The sequence below is a fragment of the Streptomyces sp. NPDC101490 genome (genome assembly GCF_044767145.1).
Lineage (GTDB): Bacteria > Actinomycetota > Actinomycetes > Streptomycetales > Streptomycetaceae > Streptomyces.
This window is the reverse complement of the sequence record NZ_JBIWNI010000008.1, coordinates 50,283-73,403: the sequence shown is the minus strand read 5'-3', so window position 1 is coordinate 73,403 and position 23,121 is coordinate 50,283. Positions and strand designations below refer to the sequence as shown.

Sequence of the window (23,121 nt, the reverse complement as noted above, 5' to 3'; positions counted from 1 at the left end):
CCCGCCCCGCCCCCCCGCCCCGCCCCCCCCCCGCCGGGGGGGCGGGGGGGGGGGGGCCCCCCCCCCCCCCCCCCCCCCCCCCCCCCCCGCCGGTGAGGAGGCCGGATTGAGTACCGGAAATGCCAGAGGGGTGCTGCTGCTCAGCCACGTCGGGTTCTCGTTCATGGAGGACCTCGTCGGCACGGTCGCGGCACGGGGACTGGAGTGCTACGTGCTCAGCTCCCTGCCGGAGCCGCAGCACCAGGGGTCCCGGCCGGCGGCGCTGGCCGACCTCGCCACCGACGTCCATGTGACGGCCGGGCACGTCCTGACCCCGCGCGACGTCGAGGAGCACCTCGACCGGCTGCGGGCCACGGGCGCCGACGTGCGGTGCTGCCTCACCGTGTGGGAGGGCTACCGGCATCTGATGGCGCTGGCCAACGCCCGCCTGGGAGTACCGGACCTGGACGAGAAGCAGGTCCTGGAACTGCGCGACAAGCTGACCCTGCGCAACCGCCTCGCCGACGCCGGCCTCAGCCGGGGCCGGGCGTCCGCGCTCACCCCCGAGACGCTCGCCGAACGCCGGAGCGACGGCGGCCGCCACTTCGTGAAGCCGGTCAGCGGCATCGCCTCCTTCGGAACGTTCCCCCTCACCGCCGACACGACCTGGGCCGACCTGGAGCGCATCGCCGCCGAAGCCCGGTCCGACACGGTCTACTCCAGTGTCTTCACCACCCGGCCGGGTCCCGGCACAACGGGCCAGGACCCGCTGTCCGACCCGGCCGCGATCCCGGACACGTACAGGAACCCGGAGACGTACACGGACCAAGGCGTCACCCCCGGGGTGGAGTTCCTCGTCGAGGACTACGTACAGGGGCGCGAGTTCAGCTTCGAGGTGGTCGTCGTCGACGGCGAGCCGCACGTGGTGGCCGTGCACGAGAAGTGCGAGGTGACCGAGACGGCGGACACCGTCCTCGAAGACGCCTGCGTCAGCCCGCCCACGAGCCTGTCGAGGGACGAGACCGCCGCCGGGATGCGCTGGGTGGGAGACGTACTGGACGTCCTCGACCTCGCATGGGGCTGTTTCCACGTCGAGGCGCGGCACTCCGCGTCCGGCTGGGACCTCATCGAGGTCAACCCACGGGTCGGCGGCAGCCTCATCTCGCCCAGCGTGGCGGCACTGACCGGCGGCCCCGGCCTGCTCGACCTCTGGCTGGACTCGCTGCTCACCGCCCGTCGGCCGGCCGGATTCCGTACGGAACTGAAGCGCCTGTCGTACACGGCGGACGGCGCCCCGCAGGGACGGCACGCGACGTTCTTCCGTGTCTTCTTCGCCGACCCTGGCACCATCCGCGAGGTGGGCCTGAACGACGACCTCCCGCTCCCGCCGGTCCTCTCGCACATCCTGCTCAAGCCCGGCGACGTCGTGCCGAGGTCCGCGCGCGAGGTGTTCCTCGGCCAGGTGCTCTGGAGCATGGAACGAGCCGACCGCGAGGAGATCCTCCCCGGACTCGTGCCCGCCTCCGAGCGCGCCATCGAGATCGTGTACGAGAAGGAGCACGGATGACCAGGCCGATCCTCCTCATCGTCGACTACAACCTGAGCCGGATCGACGAGGTCCGCCATCTGCGGGACCACGCGCGTGACCACCACGGCGCCACCGTCGTCCTCGTCCGCGCCGACCCCACCGAGGCGGACCGCTCCCTCGCCGACGAGGTGCTCGACCTCGATCCACTGCGCGACGACTTCGCCGAGATGGGCGAGAAACTGCTCGGCGACCGGCGCGAGCGGATCAGGGCGGGCATCGTCTTCTCCGACAACGCCGTGCACAGCGGCGCCGAACTGCTGGAGCGACTGGGAGTCCCGGTCGACTCGCCACGACTGGCCGACGGGGCGTTCTCCAAGTACCGCTACCGGCTCACCGAGGCACGCGTCGCCGACCTCCTCGAAACCCAGCGGATCATGGTTCCCGCGTTCGCCGAGATCGCCTCGCTGGACCAGCTCAGGTCCTTCGCCCGCGAGCACCCCGGCGGTTTCGTCGTCAAGCCCGCGGCGGAGGGCAACAACCGGGGTGTCGTCGTGGTCCGCGCGGGCGACGACCTGACGGCGGTGTTCGCCGAGGTCCTGCCCTATCTGGAGGGCGGGGTGATCTGCGAGGAGCTCATCCCGTACCGGCGCGAGTACTCCTTCGACGGCCTCGGCCCGCTGGAGTTCCTCACCGAGAAGATCAGCGCGACCGGCCGGTACCCCGTCGAGGTCGCCCAGGTCCTGCCCGCCCGCCTCGACGAGCACGAGCGGGCGACGCTGGAACGGGCGGGACGGCAGGCCAACCTCCTGGTCGGCCAGTGCGACGGACCGTTCCACAACGAGATCAAGCTCAGCGACGACGGGCTGCGCGCCGCCGTCGTGGAACCCAACCGCAGGCCGGGCGGCATGAAGATCTGGTCGCTGGCCCGCTGGGTCTACGGCATCGACCTGCACCACCGCTGGATCGACACGGCCTTCGGCACCGCCGCCGGAGTGGAGCGGCTCGCCCCGGGCTGCTCGGCGGCGACGGTGCTCCTCGGCGTCGGCACCGACCGCGCGTTCTCCCCGGACGACGTCCTGCCCGACGCGGCCCCCTTCCCGGACGCCGTCCGGGCCACCGCCGAACGCTTCGGTCTGGCCGACGGCGAACTGACCGTCACGGAGTTCTCCTGGCTGTCGGCCGAGCGCCGCGATCTGCACGCCGTCGCCCGCGACAACGCGGACTTCGCCGCGCAGGGCTGCGTCGTCCTGCGCGGCGACCGCACCGACATCCGCACCGTCGTGCACGCGCTGCGCGAGGCCTGGCTGGACGCCCTGGACCGCGCCGTCGCCGTCCCCACTCCCGTCAGGAAGGCCCGATGAAGATCCTCATCCTGCACCGCGTGCCCTACTTCAAGATCGAATACCACCGGGGGATCTCTCACGACCTGCACGAGGTCACCTACTTCGGCACCGTCCAGGCACTGGCCACCCTGCCCCCCGACCTGCGCTGCGAACGGGTGAGCAGGCCGGGCGCCCGCCCCGCCTTCGACGAGGCCAGGGACTGGCTGGCCCACCGGCCCCGCGACTTCGACCGGGTCATCTCGGTGTCGGAGTACGAACTCCTCGACGCCGCCCTGCTCCGCGAGCACCTCGGCGTCCCCGGCGCGCCCGCCGACCAGGTCGCGCTCGCCCGGGACAAGGTCCTCATGAAGCGGGCGGTCGAGGAGGCCGGACTGCGGGTGCCCCGCTTCCTGGCACTCCCGGCGTTCCTCGCGCTGGACGGCGAAGCCCCCTGGCACGGCAGGACCGTCCTCAAACCGCATCGCGGTGCGTCCAGCGAGGACGTGCTCGTCTTCGACACCCCGGGCCGGGCCGCCGAGGCGATCGGCGAAGGCCGCACCGGCATCACCCGGCTCGACGCGGGCCGCGACCTGGCGGACTTCGAGGTCGAGGAGTTCGTCTCCGGGCCGATCAGGCACTTCGACGGCCTGGTGCAGGGCGGCGAGGTCCTGCTCCTCAGCGCGAGCGAGTACGTGGGGACCTGCCTGGAGTACGCCGAGGGACGGCCGCTCGGATCGTTCCAGACCGGATTCTCGGAGGAGACGCGCACCTGGGTGTCACGCGCCCTGGCCGCGGTGCGGATCGAGGACGGCAGCTTCCACCTGGAGGCGATCGTCCAGGACGGCGAGCTGGTCTTCCTGGAGGTCGGCAACCGGGTGGGCGGCGCCGACGTGGTGGCGACCGTCGAGCTGGCCACCGGTGTCCACCTGCCCTCGTACGAACTGCGCGCCCTGCTCGGCGAGCCCGTCGCCGGGACGCTCCCCGAGCCGCCCGCCGCACCGCGCCGCTACGGCTGGTTCGTCTGCCCCGGCCACCACCTGGCCGGACGGGAGTTCCGGGGCCTCGACGGGGTCACCGGCTTCCGGGACACCCCGTCGGTGGTCGCCTGGCACGAGCTCCCGTCCGGCGCCCCGCTGCCCGGCCACATCACCTACCAGGCGGGAGAGACCGTCCTCGCGGGCATCGTCGCGGCCGACACCCCCGAGGACAGCCGCGACTGGATCGTCGGCCTGTTCGACTCCCTCTCGGTCCGCACCCGTCCGGCCGCCCCGACGACATCGGAACAGGTCCTGGTATGAAGAACCGTCCCCTTCCTCCCACGGCGGCCCCGTCCGCGGACCGGCCCCGGTCATGACGGCGCTGAACGACCTCGCCGACCGGTACGTGGACGAGTCGGCCGTACTGGATCCGTGCCTGGCCTCCGCGATGGGAGTCGCCGGGCAGGAGCGGCGGCTGACCGACTTCGGTCCACGGGCGGCGTGGGAGCGGGCCGAGCTGGCCCGCCGCACGCTGAAGGTCGTCGCCGACACACCGGTGTCGGGAGACGCGGAGCGCGTCGCGGCGGCGGTGCTCGGCGAACGGCTGGCCACCGAGGTGGCGCTGGCCGACGCCGACGCGTACGGCACGCTCCTCGACACCCTCGACGGGCCGGTCCAGCGCGTCCGGCAGGCCGTGGGGCTGCTCGACCAGGGCCGCGACACCGTCTGGGACGCGCTGCTGGCACGGCTGCGAGCGGTCCCGGGCGCACTGACGAGCCTGTACGAGGGCCTGGAGGCCGCCCGGCGCGGGGGCAGGGTCGCCCCGTACCGTCAGGTCGTCCGCAACGCCCGGGACTGCCTGGACATGCGGCCCTATCTGGCGGGCCTGCCCGCCGGCCACGGCGACGGCGTCCTGAGGGGCGCCCTGGACCGGGCCGCGGCCACCGCCAACGAGGCGCTGACGCGGTTCGCGGGATATCTGACGGAGGAACTCGCGCCGGACGCGCCCGAGACGGACGCGCTGGGCGAGGACCGCTACCGGCTGGGAGTGCGGGAGTTCCTCGGCAGCCGCCTGGACCTGCGGGACACCTACGCCTGGGGCTGGGACGAACTCGGCCGGATACAGCGGGAGATGACCGCGACCGCCGCGCGGATCGCGCCGGGCGAGCCGGTCCCCGCGGTCCTCGCGGCGCTCGACAGGGACCCGCGCCACCAGATCAGAGGTGCGGCGGCGTTCCGCGACTGGCTCCAGGCCCTCGCCGACGGCGCCATCGCCGACCTCGACGGGACCCACTTCACGATCCCCGGACCCCTGCGGCGGATCGACTGCCGGATCGCCCTCAGCGACGGGCCAGCCGTCTATCTGGCACCCAGCGAGGACCTGTCACGCCCCGGGACGATCTGGTGGACGCGCACCGACCCGGACGGGCCGGTCCCGACCTGGACGGTGCCGGGCACGATGTTCCACGAGGGGGTCCCGGGCCACCATCTGCAACTGGGCACGACGACCCTCAACACCACCACCCTCAACCGCTTCCAGCGCCTGTCGTGCGAACTGCACCCGGGGCACTGCGAGGGATGGGGCCTGTACGCCGAACGGCTGATGGAGGAGCTGGGCCACTTCACCGACCCGGCCCACCGGCTGGGCCTCCTCGCCACCGGCCAACTGCTGCGCGCGGCACGGGTCGTCCTGGACATCGGGCTGCACCTGCGGCTCCGCATCCCCGCCGGAACCGGATTCCACGAAGGGGAGCGGTGGATGCCGAGCCTCGCCCGCGCGTTCCTCACCGAACACTGCGGGCTCGGCCCGCCGGGTTTCGTCGCGTTCGAGATCGACCGGTACCTGGGACGCCCCGGCCAGGCCCTCGCCTACAAGCTGGGGGAGAAGGTGTGGCTGGAGTCGCGGGAGGCGGCCCGCCGCCGCGACGGCGCCGACTTCGACCTCAAGCGGTTCCACGAGCACGCCCTGAACCTGGGGCCGATGGGCCTGGACCTGCTGCGCGCCGAGCTGACGCGTACGGACCGTGCGGGGTGACCGGGCGGCCGGTGGACCGGACGGACACGGGCGGAACGCACCACGAGCCGGGGAGGCGGGCGAACCGATGATCGCGGCAGTGGGACACGCCGACCTGACGGCGGACACCTGGGAGCTGGTACGGGCCGAGCTGCGGCAGTCCCTGGAGGGGCTGCCGCAGGACACGACCGGCATCGTACGCGCGGGCGCCGGACTGCCCCTGCTCTTCGGACGGGCGATACGGGAGGCGGGACGGCGTCTGGTGGTGCTCCTCCCGGAGCGTTCCGGGGTCTTCGCGGGGGTTCCGCCCCGCGACCGGGCGGCTCACCGGGAGCTGCTGGCCCTGGCCGAGGGGATCCGGATGCTGCCCTTCGACCCGCTGGACCGGGACGCCTGTGTGAGCGCGGACGAACAGCTCGTCAGCGGCTGCGGCAGGCTGCTGGCCGTCTGGGACGGCTCGCCGTCCAGCGGCAGGGACGCCACCGCCCACATGGTGGCGTACGCCCGCGCCCGGGGCATCCCGGTGGAGGTCGTCTGGCCCACGGGCGCGGCCCGCGAGCCCGCCGGTCCCGCCCTGTCGCTCAGCGCGCGGGCCCCCGGTCGCTGACGGTCATCTGGACGGCCGTTCCGGCGACCGCCTCGGCGAACGACCCCGGCGCACACCTCATCGGTCGCCGCCGGTCTTGCGCACATGGGTGGTGTCGGCGGCGAGAGGGGCGCCGTCGGCGCCGGTCGGTGCGATGTCCGGCACCCGGACGCCCCGCTCGTCGACCAGGGTGGAGTGGGGTTCGCCGGGCTCGAAGGCGTGGTGCTCGCCCCACTGGCGCAGGGCGAGGAGCACGGGGAAGAGGTCGCGCCCGCTGTCGGTGAGCACGTACTCCAGGCGGCGGCCCGTGGCGGCGGTCCGCTGGGCGAGGAGCCCGTGGGCGCCGAGCTTGCGGAGACGGTCGCTGAGGATGTTGCGCGCGATGCCGGTGCGCCGCTGGAACTCGGTGAAGGAGCGTGCCCCGTCCATCGCGTCCCGGATGACCAGGAGGCTCCACCGGTCACCGACGAGATCGAGGGTGCGGGCGACGGGGCAGTCGGGATCGGTCCAGGCGGGGCTCGGGGCACCCGTGGAGGAGCGCGGCATGACACCTCCTGTGATGAGTTGCGAATTGAGACCATCATGCCCTACGGTCGAATTAGTTTCACTTTGCTACTCATTTGTGATGGGAGTGCGATGGACGTCTGGCGACGGTTACTGCTGGCGATCGTGTGTGGTGTGGCGGTGGCGAGCGTCTACGCCGCACAGCCGGTGCTGGCGCCGATGGGCGAGAGCCTCGGCCTGTCGGCGGGACACCTGGGATGGATCGTCTCGATCGGGCAGTTCGGCTATCTGGCGGGCCTGGTGCTGCTGGTGCCGCTCGGCGACGTGGTCGCCAACCGGCGACGGCTCATCGCGGTGCACCTGGTGATCACCGCGGCGGGCCTGGTGCTCACGGCCGCCGCGTCGGCCGCCTGGATGGCCTTCGCGGGCCTCGCGCTGGCCGGGATGTTCGCGGTCGTGGTGCAGACCACGGTCGCCTACGCCGCTTCGGTCTCACCGCCCGCCGAGCGCGGCCGCAACATCGGGGTCGTGACCTCGGGCGTGGTGGTCGGCATCCTGGGCGCGCGGGTCGTCACCGGGCTGCTCGCCGAGCAGTGGGGCTGGCGCAGCATCTACCTCGTGCTCGGAGTGCTGGCGCTCGGGCTCGCGGCCGTCGTCCTGCGCGTCCTGCCGGCCGACGAGCGTTCCCGCCGGCCCGCGGGATACCGGCAGGCCGTCGTCGCGTTCGGCGGACTGTTCGGGGACCGGCTCTTCCTGACCCGCGGCCTCATCGCGTTCTTCCTCTTCGCGTCGTTCGGCACCCTGTGGAGCGGCCTCTCCCTGCCGCTGACGGACGGGCCGTGGCATCTGAGCGAGAGTCAGATCGGACTGTTCGGCGTCGCCGGGCTCGCCGGGGCGCTGGGCGCGGCCCGCGCCGGACGGTGGGCGGACGCGGGCCGGGCGGTGCCGATCGCGGGCTTCGGGCTCGCCCTGCTCATCGTCTCCTGGGCCGCGATCGCGCAACTGCCCTGGTCGCTGTGGCTGCTCATCGTCGGCATCGTGGTGCTGGACTTCGCCGTCCAGGTGGTGCACGTGAGCAACCAGCACCTGCTCACCAGCGTCCACGTGGAGCGGACCAGTAGCGTCATCGGCGGCTACATGGTGTTCTACTCGCTCGGCTCCGCGCTCGGCGCCGCCGCCACCACCTCCGTCTTCACCTCCTACGGATGGGGCGCCTCAAGTCTGCTCGGGGCCGGATTCGCGGCCTGCGCGCTGATCGTCTGGGCGGTCGACGGCGGCCGGGCCTCCAGGTCCCCGGGCTCCCGCTCCGAGACGGCCGGCGCGCACGGCGGCCGGGAGGAGCGGCGGAAGGCGGAAACCGTCTAGGGCGGGGTATCGAAAGTGCCGCCTGCCTTGCGGCGCCTGGCCCGCCCTCCGGGCAGACGGCGCTCCTTACGAAACACGGCCCTGGACCGACCGCCCGGCGCACGGTCCGAGAGTTCCCCGCGAACTCTCGGACCCCGGCCGACCCGCGCGTTCCGGAACCCGAAAGGGCTTTTTCGGGGCGCCCGGGAAACAGGTGAGAATGATTCGGCGGATTGAATTCCTGGTCTCGAATGAATGCGTTGACGCCCGACCGGGTGCAATCTAATCTCGCTGAGGGGCCGCGAGGATCCCGGTGAAATAAATCGAAAAGAAACGAGAAATAGCAAAACAAACGAGAAGTAGCAGCAGGATTTTCTCCCGGCTCCACCCGATGGAACAAAGGCAAACCCAGACCGCGCATCCGAGGAGCAACTGTGTCTCTTTCGTACCCCGCAGGCCCGGCCGACTCCGGCGTCGAGGACTCCTCGAACGCCGCGCTGCAGAACACGCCCCAGCCGTTCGACCCGCAGGACTGGAAGTCCGTCCGCGCACAGTTCCTCCTCTCGCCCGATCTCGCCCATCTCTCGAATTTCTATCTGGCCTCGAACCCGACCCCCGTCCGTGACGCCATCACGAACTACCGGCGGGCGTTCGACGAGAATCCGCACAGCTTCCTCGACGACAACATGTTCGGCCGTGACGAGGACAAACTGTGGCGTGCGGTGTGCGCCGAGGCCGCCGAATACGTCGGCGGACAGCCCCACGAGATCGCCCTCACCAGCAGCACCACCATGGGTCTCGCCCTGACCTACAACGGACTGCGGCTGAAGCCGGGCCAGGAGGTGCTCACCACCACCCACGAGTTCTATCCGCACCACGAGTCGATCCGCCTCGCCACGGAGAAGTGGGGCGCGTCCATGCGCGCCATCTCGCTCTACGAGTCCTCGCGGGACTTCTCCACCGACGAGGCCATCGCCCGCATCCGCGCCGCCGTGCGCCCCCACACCCGGGTGTTCGGCGTCGCCTGGGTCCACTCCAACACCGGTGTGCGGCTGTCGATGTCCAGGGTCGCGGACGTCATCGCGGACCTCAACCGGGACCGCGACGAGGAGGACCGCATCCTGCTGGTCGTCGACGGCGTGCACGGCTTCGGCGTCGCGGACGAGGACGTCGCGGGCATGGGCGTCGACTTCTTCTCCGCGGGCACCCACAAGTGGATCCTCGGACCGCGCGGCACGGGCATCATGTGGGCGAAGGCGGAGAACTGGGCGCTCCTCCAGCCGACGATCCCCAGCCTGATGAGCACGGAGACGTCAGCCGCCTGGCGGCAGGACCGCCGACCGTCCGGCCCCACCGAGGCCGCGTGGCTCAGCCCCGGCGGATTCTTCTCGTACGAGCACCAGTGGGCCGCCGCCGAGGCGTTCCGGTTCGTCCGGCAGATCGGCCGCAAGCGGATCCAGGACCGGATCGCGGAGCTGAACAGCCAGATCAAGGAAGGTCTGGAGGCGATGGGCCACGTCACGCTGCACACGCCCCTCGACCCCGAGGTGTCCGCGGGCATCGTCACCTTCGACGTGGAGGGCTACGACCCGCGGGACGTGGCCAGGATCCTCCGCGACAACCGGGTCATCGCCAACAGCACGCCGTACGGAGTTCCCCATGTGCGGCTGTCGGCGGGCATCGTCAACTCCCCGGAGGACATCGAGCTGGCCCTGAGGGTCATCCGGTCGCTGAAGGGCTCCGGGGCCGGGGCCTGAGAGCGCTGCCGGGAACCGGCTGAGAGGTCCCCCACCCCGTCGAGCCGTGCCCGGCACCTCGCAAGAGGCCGCCGAGCACGGCCCACCCACGCCCACCGGAGCCTTCCGCCACGGAAGCCGTTCGCGGCGACTCGGCGGCGGCTGGTGGGACTGACTGACAGTGTCCGGACCGGCGGGAGGTCACGGTCGGATCTGACCGCAATCGCTCGAACCGGGCCTCGTGAGCGGGCGGATCGAGGGGCCTCGGGTTCTTGCGGCGGGGGAGAGGAACCGGAACCGCCTCGGTGGCCGGGGCGGACGACCACCGAGGCGACGGACCGGCGCGGAGGGGACGCCGGCCCCGTTCAGATCCGCCGGGACGTCATTCGGCGCAGGAACACGGCGGGCACAGCGTGACGCGGACGTCGTCGACGACGGGGCCCATGGCACCGGGCACCGTGCTGGCGAACCCGAGGGTCGTCGTCGCCGCGTTGGCCACGAACGTCAACTGCCGCCGCACGTAACCCATGGCGGCGGGCGTCCTGCCGGTGGAGTCGAAGGAGAAGTCCTGGAAGTTCTGCCCGTCGACCAGGACCTTCCCGGTCTTCACCGCGGGCCCGCCCGCCGTGTTGGAGGCCAGCGCGTACGTCACCGTGTACGTCCGCCCCGCGACCGTGGAGAAGGTCTGTGACACGGCGCCCGCCTGGGTGCCGTTCAAGTCCACGGACTGGTCGCCCTCGGCCGCCTGCCAGAACCCGGCGCCGATCAGGTCCACCGACCCGGAGACGACCTTCCACGGCCCGATCGACTGCCCCGCGACGACATTGGTGAACGCGTTCGCCGGAGCCGTCGGGTACTCGAAACTGCCGTCGTCGAAGCGGCTCACCGCCGCCGCCGACGGGGTGGCCATGACCACGACCGAACCGGCCGCGAGGAGCGCCGTGGTGACCGCGGCGACGAACGAGGAACGAGAGACTGCCATGACTGCCTCCTGGAGAGGGTGAGTTCTCGTACGACACGGCCAGCGTCGCGGCAGACACGGAGCGAGGGGGAGGGCTGGTGCTCAGGCGTGCGGAGGTGCGGGGCGGGGCGCGGGACCATGAACGCGCCGGGCGCGCTGCCGCGAGCGGGTGTGACGCACGGCACCGAGGACACCGACAAGCGCGGCGACCCCGATGCCGACGACTCCAGCCAGGACATCCGCACGGTCGGCCCGGGGCGGGGCCGCCACCGGGGACCGGTTCCGGTTCCGGTTCCGTACGGTGCGGCGCCCGCCCGACACGTGCTCAGCAGTCGAACACCGACCAGCAGATGTCGTTCCGAAGCCGCTGGTCGTCGAGGACCAGCTCGCGGATCTCCTCCGGGAGCCGGTCCCGCTGCCACCGGCACTCGGCGCGCCCCGCGGCCTCGCTCCCGTCGGCCGGAGCGGCAGCGCGTACGGCCTTGATGGCGTAGGCGGCGGCGCCCAGTTCGTGCGCCGCGACATGCGCGACGACCCCGGCCTGACCCGCGGCGTAGGCCGCGTGCCGGGCCGCGCCCCGCAGATCACGGGCCGCGCCCATGGCGTGGCCGCCCGCCACACGGGCCTGCATCATCCCGACCTCGCCACGTACCCAGGCGCGGGCGTGCTCGATCGCCTGCCGCGGGCGCGGATCCTCCGGCCGGACCGTCTCGAAATGTTCGAGCACATGCTCCGCGCAAGCCGCCGCCCAGAGCGCGAGGAGGTGATGATGCGGATCGGTGAGGATCCCGCCACGGCGGATCGTCACGAACCGGGGGTCCCTGACCTTCGGGAGGATCACGGTCGGTCTTCCTTTCCGCCGCATCGGCGTGTCGTACGGTCGGCGGCCCGCCCGGTTCGGTGGCGGCCACCGCCGGATCCGCGCGCGTCGGCGATCCGGGACGGTCGGGACTCTACGCCGGGCTCCCCAGCGCTTCCTTGTGGGCCACATCGAGCGCCAGCTCCGCCGTCGTGGCGAGGTCCGGCACGACACCGACCCCCTCCCAGTTGGTCCCGGTGACGGTGCTGATCGTCCGGGCGGTCGGCACGGTGACGGTGATGTGCTCCGTCACCGGGTGCCGGGCGGTCGGGTGGGCGCCGCCACGGGTCGTCTCACCGACGAGTACGGCCCGCCCGTGCGCCTGGAGCGTGTACGCCACGTCCTCGCCGCCCGAGAAGGTGAGGGCACTGGTCAGTACGTACACAGGGCGGTCGAGATAGCGCGGCGCGGGCAGGTGCGAGGCGGTCCAGTACTGGCGGGTGGCGCCGGTGGAGCGCTCGTAGATGTCGTTCAGATGCACCTGGTCGTCGGGGAAGAAGTAGCTGCACCACATGGCGGCGCCCTCGGGCGAGCCGCCCCGGCACCCCCGGAGATCGAGGATCAGGGCACGGGTGTGGGCGACCAGTTCCATGGCCGCACCGATCGCCCGGGCGCCCTCGCCCGCGTCGGCGATCCGCCGGATGTCGAGAAGGCCGACGTTCCCCTCAAGGTGCTCGAAGCGGCGGACGCCCTGGTTCTCGGCCCTCAGGGTGGCGAGGAAGGCCGCCCGGCCCTCGTCCTCGTCCGCCGGATCCGTGGACTGCGGCTCATCCAGCCAGAGCAGCCGCAGGTGCTTGTCCGGGCAGACCTCCTGGAGGTGGCCGGTCACGGCCTCGCAGAGCGCGGGCCCGCTCAGCGCGTCGTACGCCCCGGTGGCGAGGCGCCCGCGGATCGCGCCGTCGATCTCCGCCGCGCGCTGGGGGAAGACGTATCCGGCCGTGATCCGGTCCAGGGCGCGGCTGATGGTCTCTGCATTGGTGGGCATGGTCGGTGAGCGTAGGCTCCCGGCGGCGGTGGCGCTCGGATTAATGCTCTGAACCCTCGCACCGCCCGGTCCATGGACCGCCCGCCCCCGGACGAGGCGCTGTCCGGCCCGACGGGTTCGTGGCCGACGGCCGCGTGGGGCCGGGGGTGAGCACGACGCACGACCGGTCACCCGGCCCCCGACGGGCCTGCGCCCGCCCCGGCGGCGTCCCGCGTGGATCAGACACGTCAGCGGGCACCGCTACGGGAGACGTGCCCCCGGCCGGACGGCGCGGGAGCCGACCGGCCGGACCGCCCGGGTCCTACCAGGGGCTGCTGCTGCTCGTCGAGGTCGCGCCCCCGGAGGTCGTGGGCGGGGTGCCGAAGACGGAACCGCCGGAGACGGAACCGCCCGAGGACCGGGTGGGGACGGAGGCCGGACCGGTCGCCGCACGACGGGCCGGGGTGTCGGCGGACGACTGCGTGACCGTCCGCGCCGGAGCCTCCCGGACCGTCTCACGCGGACGCTCGGCCTCCCCGCCGTTCCGCTCCAGACGCAGCACCAGATTGCGCTCGTGCCGATTGCCCCCCGGCCAGTCCACGTCCTTGCTGGTGATCGTCTGCGTACGGACGCCCCCCACGGTCTCCCAACGGCTCCTGACCGCCCGGATGTTGGGCCGCCACCGGCCCTCGTGCAGGTGCTCCACCTCCAGGTGCCAGCTCGGCGCGTCCACCTCCCGGACCGTCCCCACCTCGCCGGGGATCTCGATCCGCGCCCCGCGCGCGCCGGACACGGTGACCACCGCGCGCTGCGGCCAGTCCGCGTCGAGACCGGTGACGGTGATCCGGCAGGGGCCCTCGTACCAGGCCATGAGTGCTCTCCAGTGCTGTCGGGGACGGTGAGGGGGAGGGGCGGCGTCAGCCGCGGGGGAAGTTCCCGGCGACGAGTGCCGCCAGTTCGTAGTACGCGGCCCGGGTCCGGCCCCGCATCGACGCCGGGTCGACCTCGTCGCCCCGGGCCAGCCGGGGGTCGTACGGGACGGTCACCACGGCCCTGCAGCGCTGCTGGAAGTGGGCCACGGCCTCGTCCATCCGGACCGGCCGCCCCGAGGGCGACCGTCCGGCGGAGACGACCGTCACCGCCTGGCGCGCCTTCTCCTCGTGGCCGAGGGCGGTCAGCCGGTCGAAGACCAGACCGGCGCCGCTCATCCCGTCCGCGCCCGGAGTGGCCGCCACGACCAGCTGGTCCGACAGTTCCAGGACCGTGCGCAGGAACGCGGGCGGCATTCCGGTCCCGGAGTCGGTGACGACGATCGGGTACTGGCCGCTGAGCAGATCGACGACCTGCCGGTAGTCCCGCTCGTCGAACGTCCGGAGGTCCGCCGGGTCCGGGTCGTGCGCCACGACCTCCAGGCCGCTGGGCGTCTGCGAGGTGAACGCCCGGATGTCCATGTACGTGCGCAGCCGGGGGAGCGCTGCCACCAGATCGCGCACGGTGGCGTCGGACTGCCGCCGCACCCGGCGGCCCAGGGCGCCCGAGTCGGGGCTCGCGTCCACGGCGACGACCCGGTCGGCCCGTTCCCGCGCCAGCACCGCGCCGAGCGCCAGGGTGGTGGTCGTCTTCCCGGCCCCGCCGCTCAGCCCGATCACCGCGATCCGGTGACTGCGCAGCAGGGGGACCCGGAGGGCGTCGGGGACACCGCCCGGCCCCCCGCGCCGCCCGATCCCGAAGAGCGGCCGAGGAGCGCGCCGGGCCGGCCGCGCCTCCGCCACGGGCTCCGCCGGGCGGGCCTGGACCGACACCAGCGGGACCGCGGCCCGCACCGCGAGCCCGGCCCCCGTCCCGCTCCCCGCCCCGGGTTCCGGCCCAGGCTCCGTGGCACCCGCCGATACGGGTTCCACCGGAACGGCACCCACGGATACGGGCTCCGTCGATGTCGATGTCGATGTCGATGTCGCTGCTGGGACTGGGACTGGGACCGGTGCTGAGGCCGGAGCCGATGTCGGGGCCGGTCCGGAGGCCGAGGGCTCCACGGGTACGGGCTCCACGGGCCCGGGCTCCGCCGGTTCGGCTTCGGCCGCCGGTTCGGGCGGCACTCCGCCCGGAGCCTCCGGCGGGGCTTCGCCGCGCCCCGTGCGCCAGTGCTCGGGGCTGTAGTCGGGCGCGTCCGTCCAGTGCTCGGGCGCGTCCAGGTCGTTCCTGGCTACGACGGTGACCACCGCGGCCCCCTCTCGTCGGTCACCCTGAGGAACGGCCGGACGAGCGCGACCGGTTCAGACGGCACGCGCCCCGCGCTCACTCCGGGGCGAGACCGTGCCGCTCCAGGACGGGACGCAGCGCCCGTACCGCGTAGAAGTTGCGGGACTTGACCGTGCCCGGCGGAATCCCGAGCACCCCGGCCGCGTCCACGGTCGAGCGGTCGTTGAGGTGCAGTTCCACCAGCACCTCCCGGTGGTGCCGGGGCAGTTCGGCGAGCGCGTCGTCGACGGCGTGCGCGATCACGACCTCCTCGTACGGGTCGTTCGGGGCCGCGCGGTCCTCCGGCGTCTCGTCCCCCAGCTCCTTCGGCCGGGCGGACTGCGCACGGAAGTGGTCGATGGCGATCCGGCGGGCGACGGTGAAGAGCCAGGGGCGGCCGTGCTCCGGGCCCCGGGTCAGTGCCTGCGGGTTCTGCCAGGCACGCAGGAACGTCTCCTGGAGCATGTCCTCGGCCCTTCCCCGGTCCCCGCTGGTCAGCCGGAGCAGGGCGCGGAACAGGGCGGAGGCGTGCAGGCGGTGGAGCTCCACCAGGGTGTCGCGGTCCATGGTGGGCCGGGGTCCCGCCGCCGGGGGGACGCCAGGTCCCGTCCCGTCGCCGACCGTGCCGCCGCAACCGTGGTCGTGCGTTCCCATCCCGGTTGTTCCTTCCCCACGCCGCACGTCGACGAAGCGGGGTGGCGGACGGCGGCATCGATCGACCGACGGCCCGAGGCACATCGGAGTGTTCGAGGACGACTGTGGCAACCTTGCCTAATGTTTTGCTAATGCCTGAGCGTGATCGAGGCCCGTCCGGTAACGAGTGGCTAAAAGTCGTTGCGGAAAGCTCGACGCGGGGCATTTCGCCTGTATGGGTGGAGTGTTGCGGACCGGGGGAGTGTGGGCGGAGAAGTCCACGGGTTCGAGCGGGAGCCGTTCTCCACCACGCGGCCTCCGCCAGCCCGTCTCCACCGCGCAGCCTCCACCACGCCCGTCTCCGCCAGGCCGTCACCCTCGTGCGCGCACCCCGCCGCCCGGTGACGGGAACGGCGGGCCGTCGGCCACACGGTCCCGTCCGGGGGCGTCCGCCCTCACGTCAGACCAGGTCCGGGTCCCTCCTCCTCGGCGCCGCCGGGGCACGGTAGTGGTCCGGCCGCCACTGGCGCCGACGGCCTCGCGGCACCACGGCGGCGGCCCCCGCCACCCCCGCCAGCATCGCGAGGGACCCGGCGGCCACCCACCACGCGGACCCGGCGGCCGACGCCCCCGACGCGGGCGGCATCGCCACCCCCGGCGCCACCGCCCGCCCGCCCGGGGCCCCTGCGCCGCGCCGCTCCTCGGGAAGCACCGCCGTGACGGCGGCGATCGGATCGACGGAGCCGTACCCCCGCACCGGGTCCGGCACCGGTCCGCCCGGGCCCGACGTGGTCGAACGGAGCCGGTGGACCACCGCCCGGGGGCTCAGCCCGGGACGGCGGTCCAGGACGAGGGCCGCCGTCCCGGCCACCAGCGCCGTCGCGTAACTCGGCCCGGAGGCCGTGAAACTGCCCCGGCCGCCAGGCCCGGGACCCGTCACCGCCTCTCCCGGAGCCGTCAGGTCCACCCGGCCCTCGGGAGTCTGCCCGGCAAGCCCCCCGGCCGGGCCGGTCGCCGCCACCGACACCACCTGCGGGTGGGCCGCCGGATACGCCACGTCCTTCGACCCGTCCGGCGCGACCGGGGCGATCACGACCGCGCCCCCGGCGAACGCCTCCCGCACGGCACTCCTCAGCGCCGGGCTGTCCGAACCCGTCACCGCCACCACGGCGATCACCCGGGCGCCCCCGCCGACCGCCGCCCGGATGCCCTTGGCGAGGAGGTCGGGAGTGGTGTTGCCCCGCCGGTCGGTGACCGGGACGTCGAGGATCCGCGCCCGGGGCGCGATGCCCGCGAAACCCGCCTCAGGGGTACGGGCCGCCGCGATCAGACCGGCCGTGAAGGTGCCGTGACCGGCGCAGTCCCTCGCCGGACCGGCCTCGAACAGACGCGGTGTCCGCTTCAGCCGGTCGCCCAGCAGCCCCGAGGTGTCGTCCACCCCCGAACCCACCACGGCCACCGTCACCCCGGCCCCCTCGGACAGCGGCCAGACCGTCTCGGGGCGCAGCAGGGCCTGGGGCCACGGCAGTCCGGTGACCTTGCGGTCCGACGCCTTGCGGCAGGCGTCGGACGAGAGCCGCTGCGTGACGGCGGGCAGCGAGGCGGGATCCGTGCCCGCCGCCCCGGTCGCCGCCCCGGCGCGGATCGCGGTCGCGGGGGAGCCGGTACCGCCGTCCGGGCCGGGCACGGCCGCCGCGCTCCCCGGCAGCAGCGTCAGAGTCCCGCACAGCAGTCCCGTCACGAGGACCGCCGACCCGCCCCGCGTACCCCGGCTCACGCGACACCGTCCGGCACCCGGTCCCAGGGCACGTCCTGCGGCAGCAGCAGGCTCAGCTCGGCCATGTCCTCGACGTCGTCGAGCTTGCTGAGGCGGCCGGCCTGCCGGGTGATCATCGTCTCCAGGACCTGGCGGGCGAAGCGGCCGTTGCCGAAGTTCCGGTCGCGCGGCACCGCCGCGAACAGCTCGGCCAGCGCCGACAGGGTCTCCGGCGGGCACACGTAACCGGCCTTGTCGGACAACGCCCGCACGATCCGCACCAGTTCCTCGTCGGTGTAGTGCTCGAAGACGACGGAGCGGGAGAAGCGCGAGGCCAGGCCCGGGTTGGAGTCCAGGAAGCCCCGCATTTCGTCGGCGTACCCGGCGACGATGACCACGACCTCGTCACGGTGGTCCTCCATCAGCTTCATGAGGGTGTCCACCGCCTCCTGCCCGAAGTCGTTGCCCGTGCCGCCGCGCGGTGTCAGCGTGTACGCCTCGTCGATGAACAGCACACCGCCGCGCGCCCGGTCGAAGGCGTCCTTCGTCAACTGCGCGGTGTGGCCCACGAACCGGCCGACCAGATCGGCCCGCGCGGTCTCCACCAGCTGGCCGCCCGGCAGCACACCCAGCTCGGCGAGCAGCTGCCCGTACAGCCGGGCCACCGTCGTCTTGCCGGTGCCGGGCGGGCCGGAGAACACCACGTGGTGGCTGATCGTGGCCGTCGGGAGCCCGGCCTCCTTGCGCCGGTTGACCTGCTTGATCAGATTGACCAGGTCCTCGACCTGCTCCTTGGCGGCGGGCAGGCCGATCATCGCCCGCAGTTCCTCGAGGAGTTCCGTCCTGCGCTCCACCGGCTGCCCGGACGCCGCGGCGGCCACCGCGGCCGCGGCCGTCGCCCCCACGTCCTCCGGCTTGAGCAGCGCCAGATCGGTGTTGCCGATCTCCGGCAGCGCGGCGAGCCGGGACGCCTGCCGGTCCACCATCTCCTCGAAGACCTTGCGCGCGGCCCGGCCGTTGCCGAAGTCGGTGCCCTTCGCCATGGTCTCGAAGTGCAGCGTCAGCGCCTCGCGGGTGCCTTCGGCGAGCTGGTAGCCGTGCGAGGCGGCGGACATCGTCACGATGGTGGTCAGCTCGTCGTCCGCGTAGTTCTCGAACTCCACCGTGCGGCTGAACCGGGACGCCAGACCCGGGTTGGAGTCCAGGAAGCCCCGCATCTCCTCCGAGTACCCCGCCACGATGACCACGACCTCGTCACGGTGGTCCTCCATCAGCTTCACCAGCGTGTCGATGGCCTCCCGGCCGAAGTCGGGCCCGCTGCCCCCGGTCCCCTGCGACAGCGTGTACGCCTCGTCGATGAAGAGCACACCGCCCAGCGCCTGCTGGAACACCTCCGTCGTCTTGATCGCCGTCCCGCCGATGATCGACGCCACCAGATCCGCCCGCGCCACCTCCACGAGGTGACCCGACGGCAGCACGTCCAGCTCCGCGAGGATCGAGCCGTACAGCCGTGCCACCGTCGTCTTGCCGGTGCCGGGCGGCCCCGCGAAGATCAGATGACGGCTCATCGGCAGCGCGGGCATCCCCGCCAGCTCCCGGCGCCTGGCCAGCTTGTTCAGATTGACCAGGGTGGCCACCTGCTCCTTCACCCCGTCCAGGCCGACCAGCGCGTTCAGCGACTCCAGCGGCCCGTCCGGCCTGCGCGACGCGGCGGACGCGCCCGCCTCCGAGCCCCCGCCGGAGGAACCGTCCGCAGGACCCTCCCGGTCCTCCTCCCCGCGCGGCCCGTCCGCCGCCGCCCCCGGTCCGCCGGACGCCGCCGTCATCTCCCCGTACGAGTCCGGCAGGTCGTTCTCCGCGCTCGTCAGGTTCTCCACCGCGAGCCGCGCCGACGGCTTCAGCTGGCGCAGCCCCGAGCCCCCGTTCCCGGAGACCGCGCAGTCGTGCACCCGTACCGCCTCCGCCGAGTCGACGCGGATGCCGTCGCCGGTGTTGTCGACCGCCTCGCACCGGTTCAGCGTGGCCCGCCCGCCCTCGGCGACCCGGAAGCCGTACCGTCGGCAGGACCGCGCCCGGGTGCGGGCCGCGGTCAGCTCCCCGCCGTCCTCGACGAGCACCCCCTCCTGCGGCGAGCCGGAGACCTCGCAGTCCCGCAGCGTGGCCACCCCGCCCCCGCCGACCGACACTCCGGCCGCGCCCGTCTCCCGGACCGTGGTGGTGCCGACGTACACGTCGCCGCCGTCGGCGATCCGCACCCCCGCCTGCCCGGTGGCGGAGATCTCCGAACCCTCCACGCGGCCCCGGCCGCCCCGGGTCACCTCCACCCCGGCCCCGGCCACGTCCGACACGCTCAGCCGCCGCAGCATCGGGTTCGCGCCCTCCAGCACCCGCACTCCCGCCGCCGCGCCGCCGCGCACCTCCAGCCGGTCGAAGTCCGGCGCGCTGTCCCCGGTCAGCTGGACCCCGGCCTCCCGCGCGTCCCGCACCGAGCACCGTTTGAACGAGGGACCCGAGGACTCCTCCACCCAGATGCCGGTGCCCTCGGCGGCGGTGACCTCGCACTCCTCGAAGGCGCCGCGCGAACGCCCCGTCACATGGATGCCGTTGCCCTTCGTCCGGGAGACCCGGCAGCGGCTCAGCAGCGGGTCGGTGCCCTCGGCGAGCGCGATGCCGTGGACCTTCGTCGCCGACACCGAGCAGTCCTCCAGGACCACCCGCTCCTTGGAACTGATGTACACGCCCAGCAGACAGTCCCGCACCGAGGTCCGCACCAGCCGGGTGGCGCTGTTCTGCTCCAGGGCGATGGCGGGCTTGTCGGTGGCCGAGATCTCGCAGTCCTCGACGAGCCCCCGGGCCTCGCCGTTGGCGCACACCCCGTTGCCCCGGGCGTCACGGAACACGCAGTTGCGGAAGGTCGGGTTGGCCCGCTCGCCGATGACCACCGCCGAGGTGCCCAGATGCTCCACCACACAGCCGTCGATCACACTGGTGCCGGTGGACGTCTCCACGATCCCCGCACCACCGGGGTTGGTCACCCGGCAGCCCCGCATCGCCAGCGAACCCTGCTGCCGGGTGAGCACGGCCGTCCAGGCGTTGCCCACCACCTCGCAGTCCTGGAGCGCCGCCTGCCCGCGCGGCACGTCCACGGCGGGCAGCTCGTCGTCCTGCCCCTGGAGAACCAGACCCGTCAGCTGCACCGCCTCGGCCACCACCTGCACCACCGTCCCCCGGGGCGGCACGATCCGCACGGTCCCGTGCGGGTCCTCGGCGGTGATCGTCACCATCTTGGTGATGACCAGGTTCTCCTCGTACCGGCCCGGACGCACCGAGATCACCGCACCGCTGCGCGCGGCCTCCAGGGCCGCCCCGATCGTGCGGTAGGGGCCGCCCGAGGGCGGGCGGTCGCTCTGCGCCTCGGCGCTCACGGTCAGCACATGGCGCGACATGCGTGGATGTTCCCTTCGTGGTGGCCCCCGGAGAGGGGCCTCAGGTGCGGGGGCCTCAGGAGCGGGCCGGTGCGGCCGGCCGCCCCGTCAGGCAGAGGTGCACTGGACGCGGGCGGCGTCGCCCGCGTGATGGGCGTAGGTCTTCTGCGACCCGGACCAGTCGATGCCCCGGTCGTGGAGCTTCACCGTCAGTACGCCGCCGGTGAGACGGACGCTGCCCGCGCTCACCCACTGGCCCCGCAGGGACTGCTGGTTGACATGGAAGGACCGCAGGATCGGATCGCTCCCCGTGGCACCCGCGTGCACCGTGTAGTACGACGGCTTGCCGCCGACCGCCTTGGAGTCGCTGTTGTTGGGGATGTGCACCGAGACCTGGCAGGTCCCGGAGGTGAAGGAACCGGTGCGGAAGGTCCAACGCAGCGCGTTCCCGGCGTCCGAGCCCGCCTTCCCGGACATCGGCAGCGAGAGGAAGCCGCCGTTGCAGCCGCCGCCCGCGTAGCCGCCGGAGCCGTACCTCTGCCAGCCCTCCTTGCCGTCCGTGTACCAGCCGCTGTACGTGAAACTCGCGCCCGTACTCGCACAGTTCGGCCCCGCCACGGCCGAGTACTGCTTCTTCGCCGGAGGGGGCGGCGGTGCCTGGGTGGCGGGCTTCTGCGGGGTGCCCGCGGTCTCCCGGGGCTTGGCGGGGGCCTTGGTGGGCGTGGTGCCGCCCTTGGCGGGGGAGGTCGGGGCCGGAGTCTTCCCGGGGCCGCCGCCGGGGGTCCGGTCGGCGCCGGGGGCCTGGGAGGAGGTGGGTGCCGGACCGGCGGGGGCACCCGCGCCCAGCCCGGCGCCGATGCCGGTGACGCCCGTGGACAGGGGGCCCTTTCCGGCGACCGTGGAGCCGTTGCCCGAGCGGGGCGTGGCCCCCGGCGCGGCGGCGCCTGGCAGCGAGGAACCCTTCTCCGGCGCGTCGGCCCTGGGCACGAAGCCGCCGGGACCGCCGTCCGCCTGGTTGTAACCGGTGGGGCGCGGCGGGAGGGGACCCGGCCCGGAACCGCCCCCGCCGAGCTGCGAGAGCAGCAGCGGCACGCCCATGAGGACCACGCCCGAGGTGGCCGCCGCCGCGATCATCGGCTTCGAGAGCCGCCGTCCGGGCCGGGACTCGGCCCGGACCCCGGGCGCCGCGGCCGCCTCCGCCGCGAGACCGTCCGCGTCGGAGGCCGCCTGGGTACCGCCCCCGGGAGCACCTTCGGGTGCGTCCTCGCCGTCGGACCCGGCGTCGGACCCGGCGTGGGCCCCCGCGTCGCGCCCGGCTTCGGCACCCGCTTCGGCCCCGGTGTCGATCCCGGCCCCGGCGCCGGTCCCGCCGTCGGCGGAGGGCACGGCCGGAGCGGCGCCGGAAGGTACGACCGAGGGCGCGGCCGGGGACTCCGGCCCGGCGGCGGTCTCCGCGACCGGCTCCGGCGCCACGGCCCCTCCGACCGGCTCGCCCGCGGACTCCCCTCGGGGCTTCCCCTCAGGAGCGCTCTCCGGCTTCCCGTCCGGGTTCCCCTCCGGCTCCTCGCCGGCCTGCTGCCAGGCGACCGCGGGCAGGCTGATGGCAGCCGCCTGCCCGGTCGCGCTCCCGGCCCGCACCTCGTTGTCGTCCACCGTCATTCCCCTCGGTCCCCTCGCTCGTCGCGAACCCTCCGCGCACGTACGAACGGACCGGCGGCGCCCCGTGGTTCACCGGCCCGGTCAGCCCAGCGGATGGATCTCCGTGCCCTCCGGCGCCGGGGTCAGGACGAAGGCGGCGGCCCGCTCGACGACGTCCTGCCCGAGGGGGCCGGGGGCCGGGTACGAGGGATCGCTCAGGTGCGCCAGCAGCTCGGGATCCGGGGCGAGCGCGTAGTGCTCCAGGTAGTACGTGACCGTGTCCGTCCACACCCACCGCCCGTCCGTACGGAAGGTGAGCGGCACCTCGGCGACCCGGGAGGGGTCCAGCACGTCGTCCATCAGCACCGGCGTCGCGAGCACGGGCGTTCCGGCGGCCAGCCGCTTCAGGAGCAGGGTGTGCAGCTCGGGGTTCTCGACCACCGGGTGGTCCGCGGCGAAGCCCGGTCCCGTCACCGGGTCCGCGTGGTCGAAGACGGAGGCGAGCCGGAACTCCGGCTGGGGCTCGGGGTCGGTCATGACGGGTTCCTGTCCTGGATTCGGGGCGGGCCGGGGCGGCCCGGCGGCCGTACGCTCCCGGGAGAACGTACGGAACGCCGGACACGGTTCACTCCCGTCGCGGATCCCCCGGGGCGTGTT

At 73.5% G+C, this 23,121-nt stretch carries 18 protein-coding genes; 7 read left to right on the top strand and 11 right to left on the bottom strand.

The genetic code is table 11. The features are described 5' to 3' along the window. The first annotated feature begins 106 nt into the window (after nt 1-106). From ACIRQY_RS17940 to ACIRQY_RS17920, 5 genes are all read left to right on the top strand, one after another. Complete coding sequence (locus tag ACIRQY_RS17940; protein WP_403926602.1) at nt 107-1,546, top strand: ATP-grasp domain-containing protein; 1,440 nt, start codon at nt 107-109, stop codon at nt 1,544-1,546. Continuing rightward, nucleotides 1,543-2,868, top strand: coding sequence for a biotin carboxylase (locus ACIRQY_RS17935; protein ID WP_351793568.1), 1,326 nt, complete (start codon nt 1,543-1,545; stop codon nt 2,866-2,868). The genes ACIRQY_RS17940 and ACIRQY_RS17935 overlap by 4 nt, the downstream gene beginning before the upstream one ends. Continuing rightward, nucleotides 2,865-4,127: an acetyl-CoA carboxylase biotin carboxylase subunit family protein gene (locus ACIRQY_RS17930; RefSeq protein ID WP_403926598.1), complete on the top strand. Its 1,263-nt coding sequence runs from the start codon at nt 2,865-2,867 to the stop codon at nt 4,125-4,127. The genes ACIRQY_RS17935 and ACIRQY_RS17930 overlap by 4 nt, the downstream gene beginning before the upstream one ends. A 52-nt stretch (nt 4,128-4,179) precedes the next feature. Continuing rightward, on the top strand, nt 4,180-5,841 hold the full coding sequence (locus ACIRQY_RS17925; protein ID WP_403926595.1) for a DUF885 domain-containing protein: 1,662 nt from the start codon (nt 4,180-4,182) through the stop codon (nt 5,839-5,841). A gap of 67 nt (nt 5,842-5,908) precedes the next feature. Further along, nucleotides 5,909-6,427 carry a hypothetical protein gene (locus ACIRQY_RS17920; RefSeq protein ID WP_403926592.1) on the top strand — a complete coding sequence of 173 codons (519 nt, stop codon included), beginning with the start codon at nt 5,909-5,911 and terminating at the stop codon, nt 6,425-6,427. A 57-nt stretch (nt 6,428-6,484) separates the two neighbouring features. Here ACIRQY_RS17920 and ACIRQY_RS17915 read toward each other — a convergent pair whose 3' ends face one another. Further along, nucleotides 6,485-6,952 (bottom strand): helix-turn-helix domain-containing protein, encoded by a 468-nt coding sequence (locus tag ACIRQY_RS17915; protein WP_351793557.1) that lies wholly within the window; start codon nt 6,950-6,952, stop codon nt 6,485-6,487. A 90-nt stretch (nt 6,953-7,042) separates the two neighbouring features. Between ACIRQY_RS17915 and ACIRQY_RS17910 the strand changes: the two genes are divergently transcribed. Together ACIRQY_RS17910 and ACIRQY_RS17905 are read left to right on the top strand one after the other, a co-directional pair. Then, nucleotides 7,043-8,275, top strand: coding sequence for an MFS transporter (locus ACIRQY_RS17910; RefSeq protein WP_403926590.1), 1,233 nt, complete (start codon nt 7,043-7,045; stop codon nt 8,273-8,275). A 413-nt stretch (nt 8,276-8,688) separates the two neighbouring features. Then, nucleotides 8,689-10,011, top strand: coding sequence for an aminotransferase class V-fold PLP-dependent enzyme (locus ACIRQY_RS17905; protein WP_403926587.1), 1,323 nt, complete (start codon nt 8,689-8,691; stop codon nt 10,009-10,011). 361 nt (nt 10,012-10,372) lie between these two features. Here the strand turns inward: ACIRQY_RS17905 and ACIRQY_RS17900 are convergent, their stop codons facing one another. The 10 genes from ACIRQY_RS17900 to ACIRQY_RS17855 form a co-directional block, all read right to left on the bottom strand. Beyond that, nucleotides 10,373-10,972 carry a choice-of-anchor C family protein gene (locus tag ACIRQY_RS17900; RefSeq protein WP_403926585.1) on the bottom strand — a complete coding sequence of 200 codons (600 nt, stop codon included), beginning with the start codon at nt 10,970-10,972 and terminating at the stop codon, nt 10,373-10,375. A gap of 304 nt (nt 10,973-11,276) precedes the next feature. Continuing rightward, nucleotides 11,277-11,792: a putative immunity protein gene (locus ACIRQY_RS17895; protein ID WP_403926582.1), complete on the bottom strand. Its 516-nt coding sequence runs from the start codon at nt 11,790-11,792 to the stop codon at nt 11,277-11,279. A 112-nt stretch (nt 11,793-11,904) separates the two neighbouring features. Further along, nucleotides 11,905-12,795 (bottom strand): S41 family peptidase, encoded by an 891-nt coding sequence (locus ACIRQY_RS17890; RefSeq protein ID WP_351793544.1) that lies wholly within the window; start codon nt 12,793-12,795, stop codon nt 11,905-11,907. A 301-nt stretch (nt 12,796-13,096) separates the two neighbouring features. After that, nucleotides 13,097-13,645: a hypothetical protein gene (locus tag ACIRQY_RS17885; RefSeq protein WP_403926579.1), complete on the bottom strand. Its 549-nt coding sequence runs from the start codon at nt 13,643-13,645 to the stop codon at nt 13,097-13,099. A gap of 46 nt (nt 13,646-13,691) precedes the next feature. After that, the gene (locus ACIRQY_RS17880) at nt 13,692-14,546 is read right to left on the bottom strand and encodes a MinD/ParA family protein (protein WP_403926577.1); all 855 of its coding nucleotides are present in this window, start codon (nt 14,544-14,546) and stop codon (nt 13,692-13,694) included. Between the two features lie 523 nt (nt 14,547-15,069). After that, the gene (locus ACIRQY_RS17875; protein ID WP_403926574.1) at nt 15,070-15,666 is read right to left on the bottom strand and encodes a sigma-70 family RNA polymerase sigma factor; all 597 of its coding nucleotides are present in this window, start codon (nt 15,664-15,666) and stop codon (nt 15,070-15,072) included. Between the two features lie 439 nt (nt 15,667-16,105). Further along, the gene (locus ACIRQY_RS17870) at nt 16,106-17,422 is read right to left on the bottom strand and encodes a S8 family serine peptidase (protein ID WP_403926571.1); all 1,317 of its coding nucleotides are present in this window, start codon (nt 17,420-17,422) and stop codon (nt 16,106-16,108) included. Next, a complete protein-coding gene (locus tag ACIRQY_RS17865; protein WP_403926568.1) occupies nt 17,419-20,847 on the bottom strand; it encodes a right-handed parallel beta-helix repeat-containing protein in 3,429 nt (1,142 codons plus the stop codon). Before ACIRQY_RS17865 ends, ACIRQY_RS17870 begins: the two co-directional genes overlap by 4 nt. An 87-nt stretch (nt 20,848-20,934) precedes the next feature. Further along, nucleotides 20,935-22,485, bottom strand: a complete 1,551-nt coding sequence (locus ACIRQY_RS17860; RefSeq protein WP_403926565.1) for a hypothetical protein — start codon at nt 22,483-22,485, stop codon at nt 20,935-20,937. 81 nt (nt 22,486-22,566) lie between these two features. Then, nucleotides 22,567-23,001, bottom strand: a complete 435-nt coding sequence (locus ACIRQY_RS17855) for a hypothetical protein (protein ID WP_351793527.1) — start codon at nt 22,999-23,001, stop codon at nt 22,567-22,569. Nucleotides 23,002-23,121: the final 120 nt, after the last annotated feature.

Bases quoted from the DNA above. Each gene is read 5' to 3' on its own strand.
- ACIRQY_RS17930 (WP_403926598.1), top strand. From the start codon at position 2,865: ATGAAGATCCTCATCCTGCACCGCGTGCCCTACTTCAAGATCGAATAC.
- ACIRQY_RS17910 (WP_403926590.1), top strand. From the start codon at position 7,043: ATGGACGTCTGGCGACGGTTACTGCTGGCGATCGTGTGTGGTGTGGCG.
- ACIRQY_RS17900 (WP_403926585.1), bottom strand. From the start codon at position 10,972: ATGGCAGTCTCTCGTTCCTCGTTCGTCGCCGCGGTCACCACGGCGCTC.
- ACIRQY_RS17855 (WP_351793527.1), bottom strand. From the start codon at position 23,001: ATGACCGACCCCGAGCCCCAGCCGGAGTTCCGGCTCGCCTCCGTCTTC.
- ACIRQY_RS17890 (WP_351793544.1), bottom strand. From the start codon at position 12,795: ATGCCCACCAATGCAGAGACCATCAGCCGCGCCCTGGACCGGATCACG.
- ACIRQY_RS17860 (WP_403926565.1), bottom strand. From the start codon at position 22,485: ATGACGGTGGACGACAACGAGGTGCGGGCCGGGAGCGCGACCGGGCAG.
- ACIRQY_RS17865 (WP_403926568.1), bottom strand. From the start codon at position 20,847: ATGTCGCGCCATGTGCTGACCGTGAGCGCCGAGGCGCAGAGCGACCGC.
- ACIRQY_RS17920 (WP_403926592.1), top strand. From the start codon at position 5,909: ATGATCGCGGCAGTGGGACACGCCGACCTGACGGCGGACACCTGGGAG.
- ACIRQY_RS17925 (WP_403926595.1), top strand. From the start codon at position 4,180: ATGACGGCGCTGAACGACCTCGCCGACCGGTACGTGGACGAGTCGGCC.
- ACIRQY_RS17915 (WP_351793557.1), bottom strand. From the start codon at position 6,952: ATGCCGCGCTCCTCCACGGGTGCCCCGAGCCCCGCCTGGACCGATCCC.
- ACIRQY_RS17885 (WP_403926579.1), bottom strand. From the start codon at position 13,645: ATGGCCTGGTACGAGGGCCCCTGCCGGATCACCGTCACCGGTCTCGAC.
- ACIRQY_RS17875 (WP_403926574.1), bottom strand. From the start codon at position 15,666: ATGGGAACGCACGACCACGGTTGCGGCGGCACGGTCGGCGACGGGACG.
- ACIRQY_RS17935 (WP_351793568.1), top strand. From the start codon at position 1,543: ATGACCAGGCCGATCCTCCTCATCGTCGACTACAACCTGAGCCGGATC.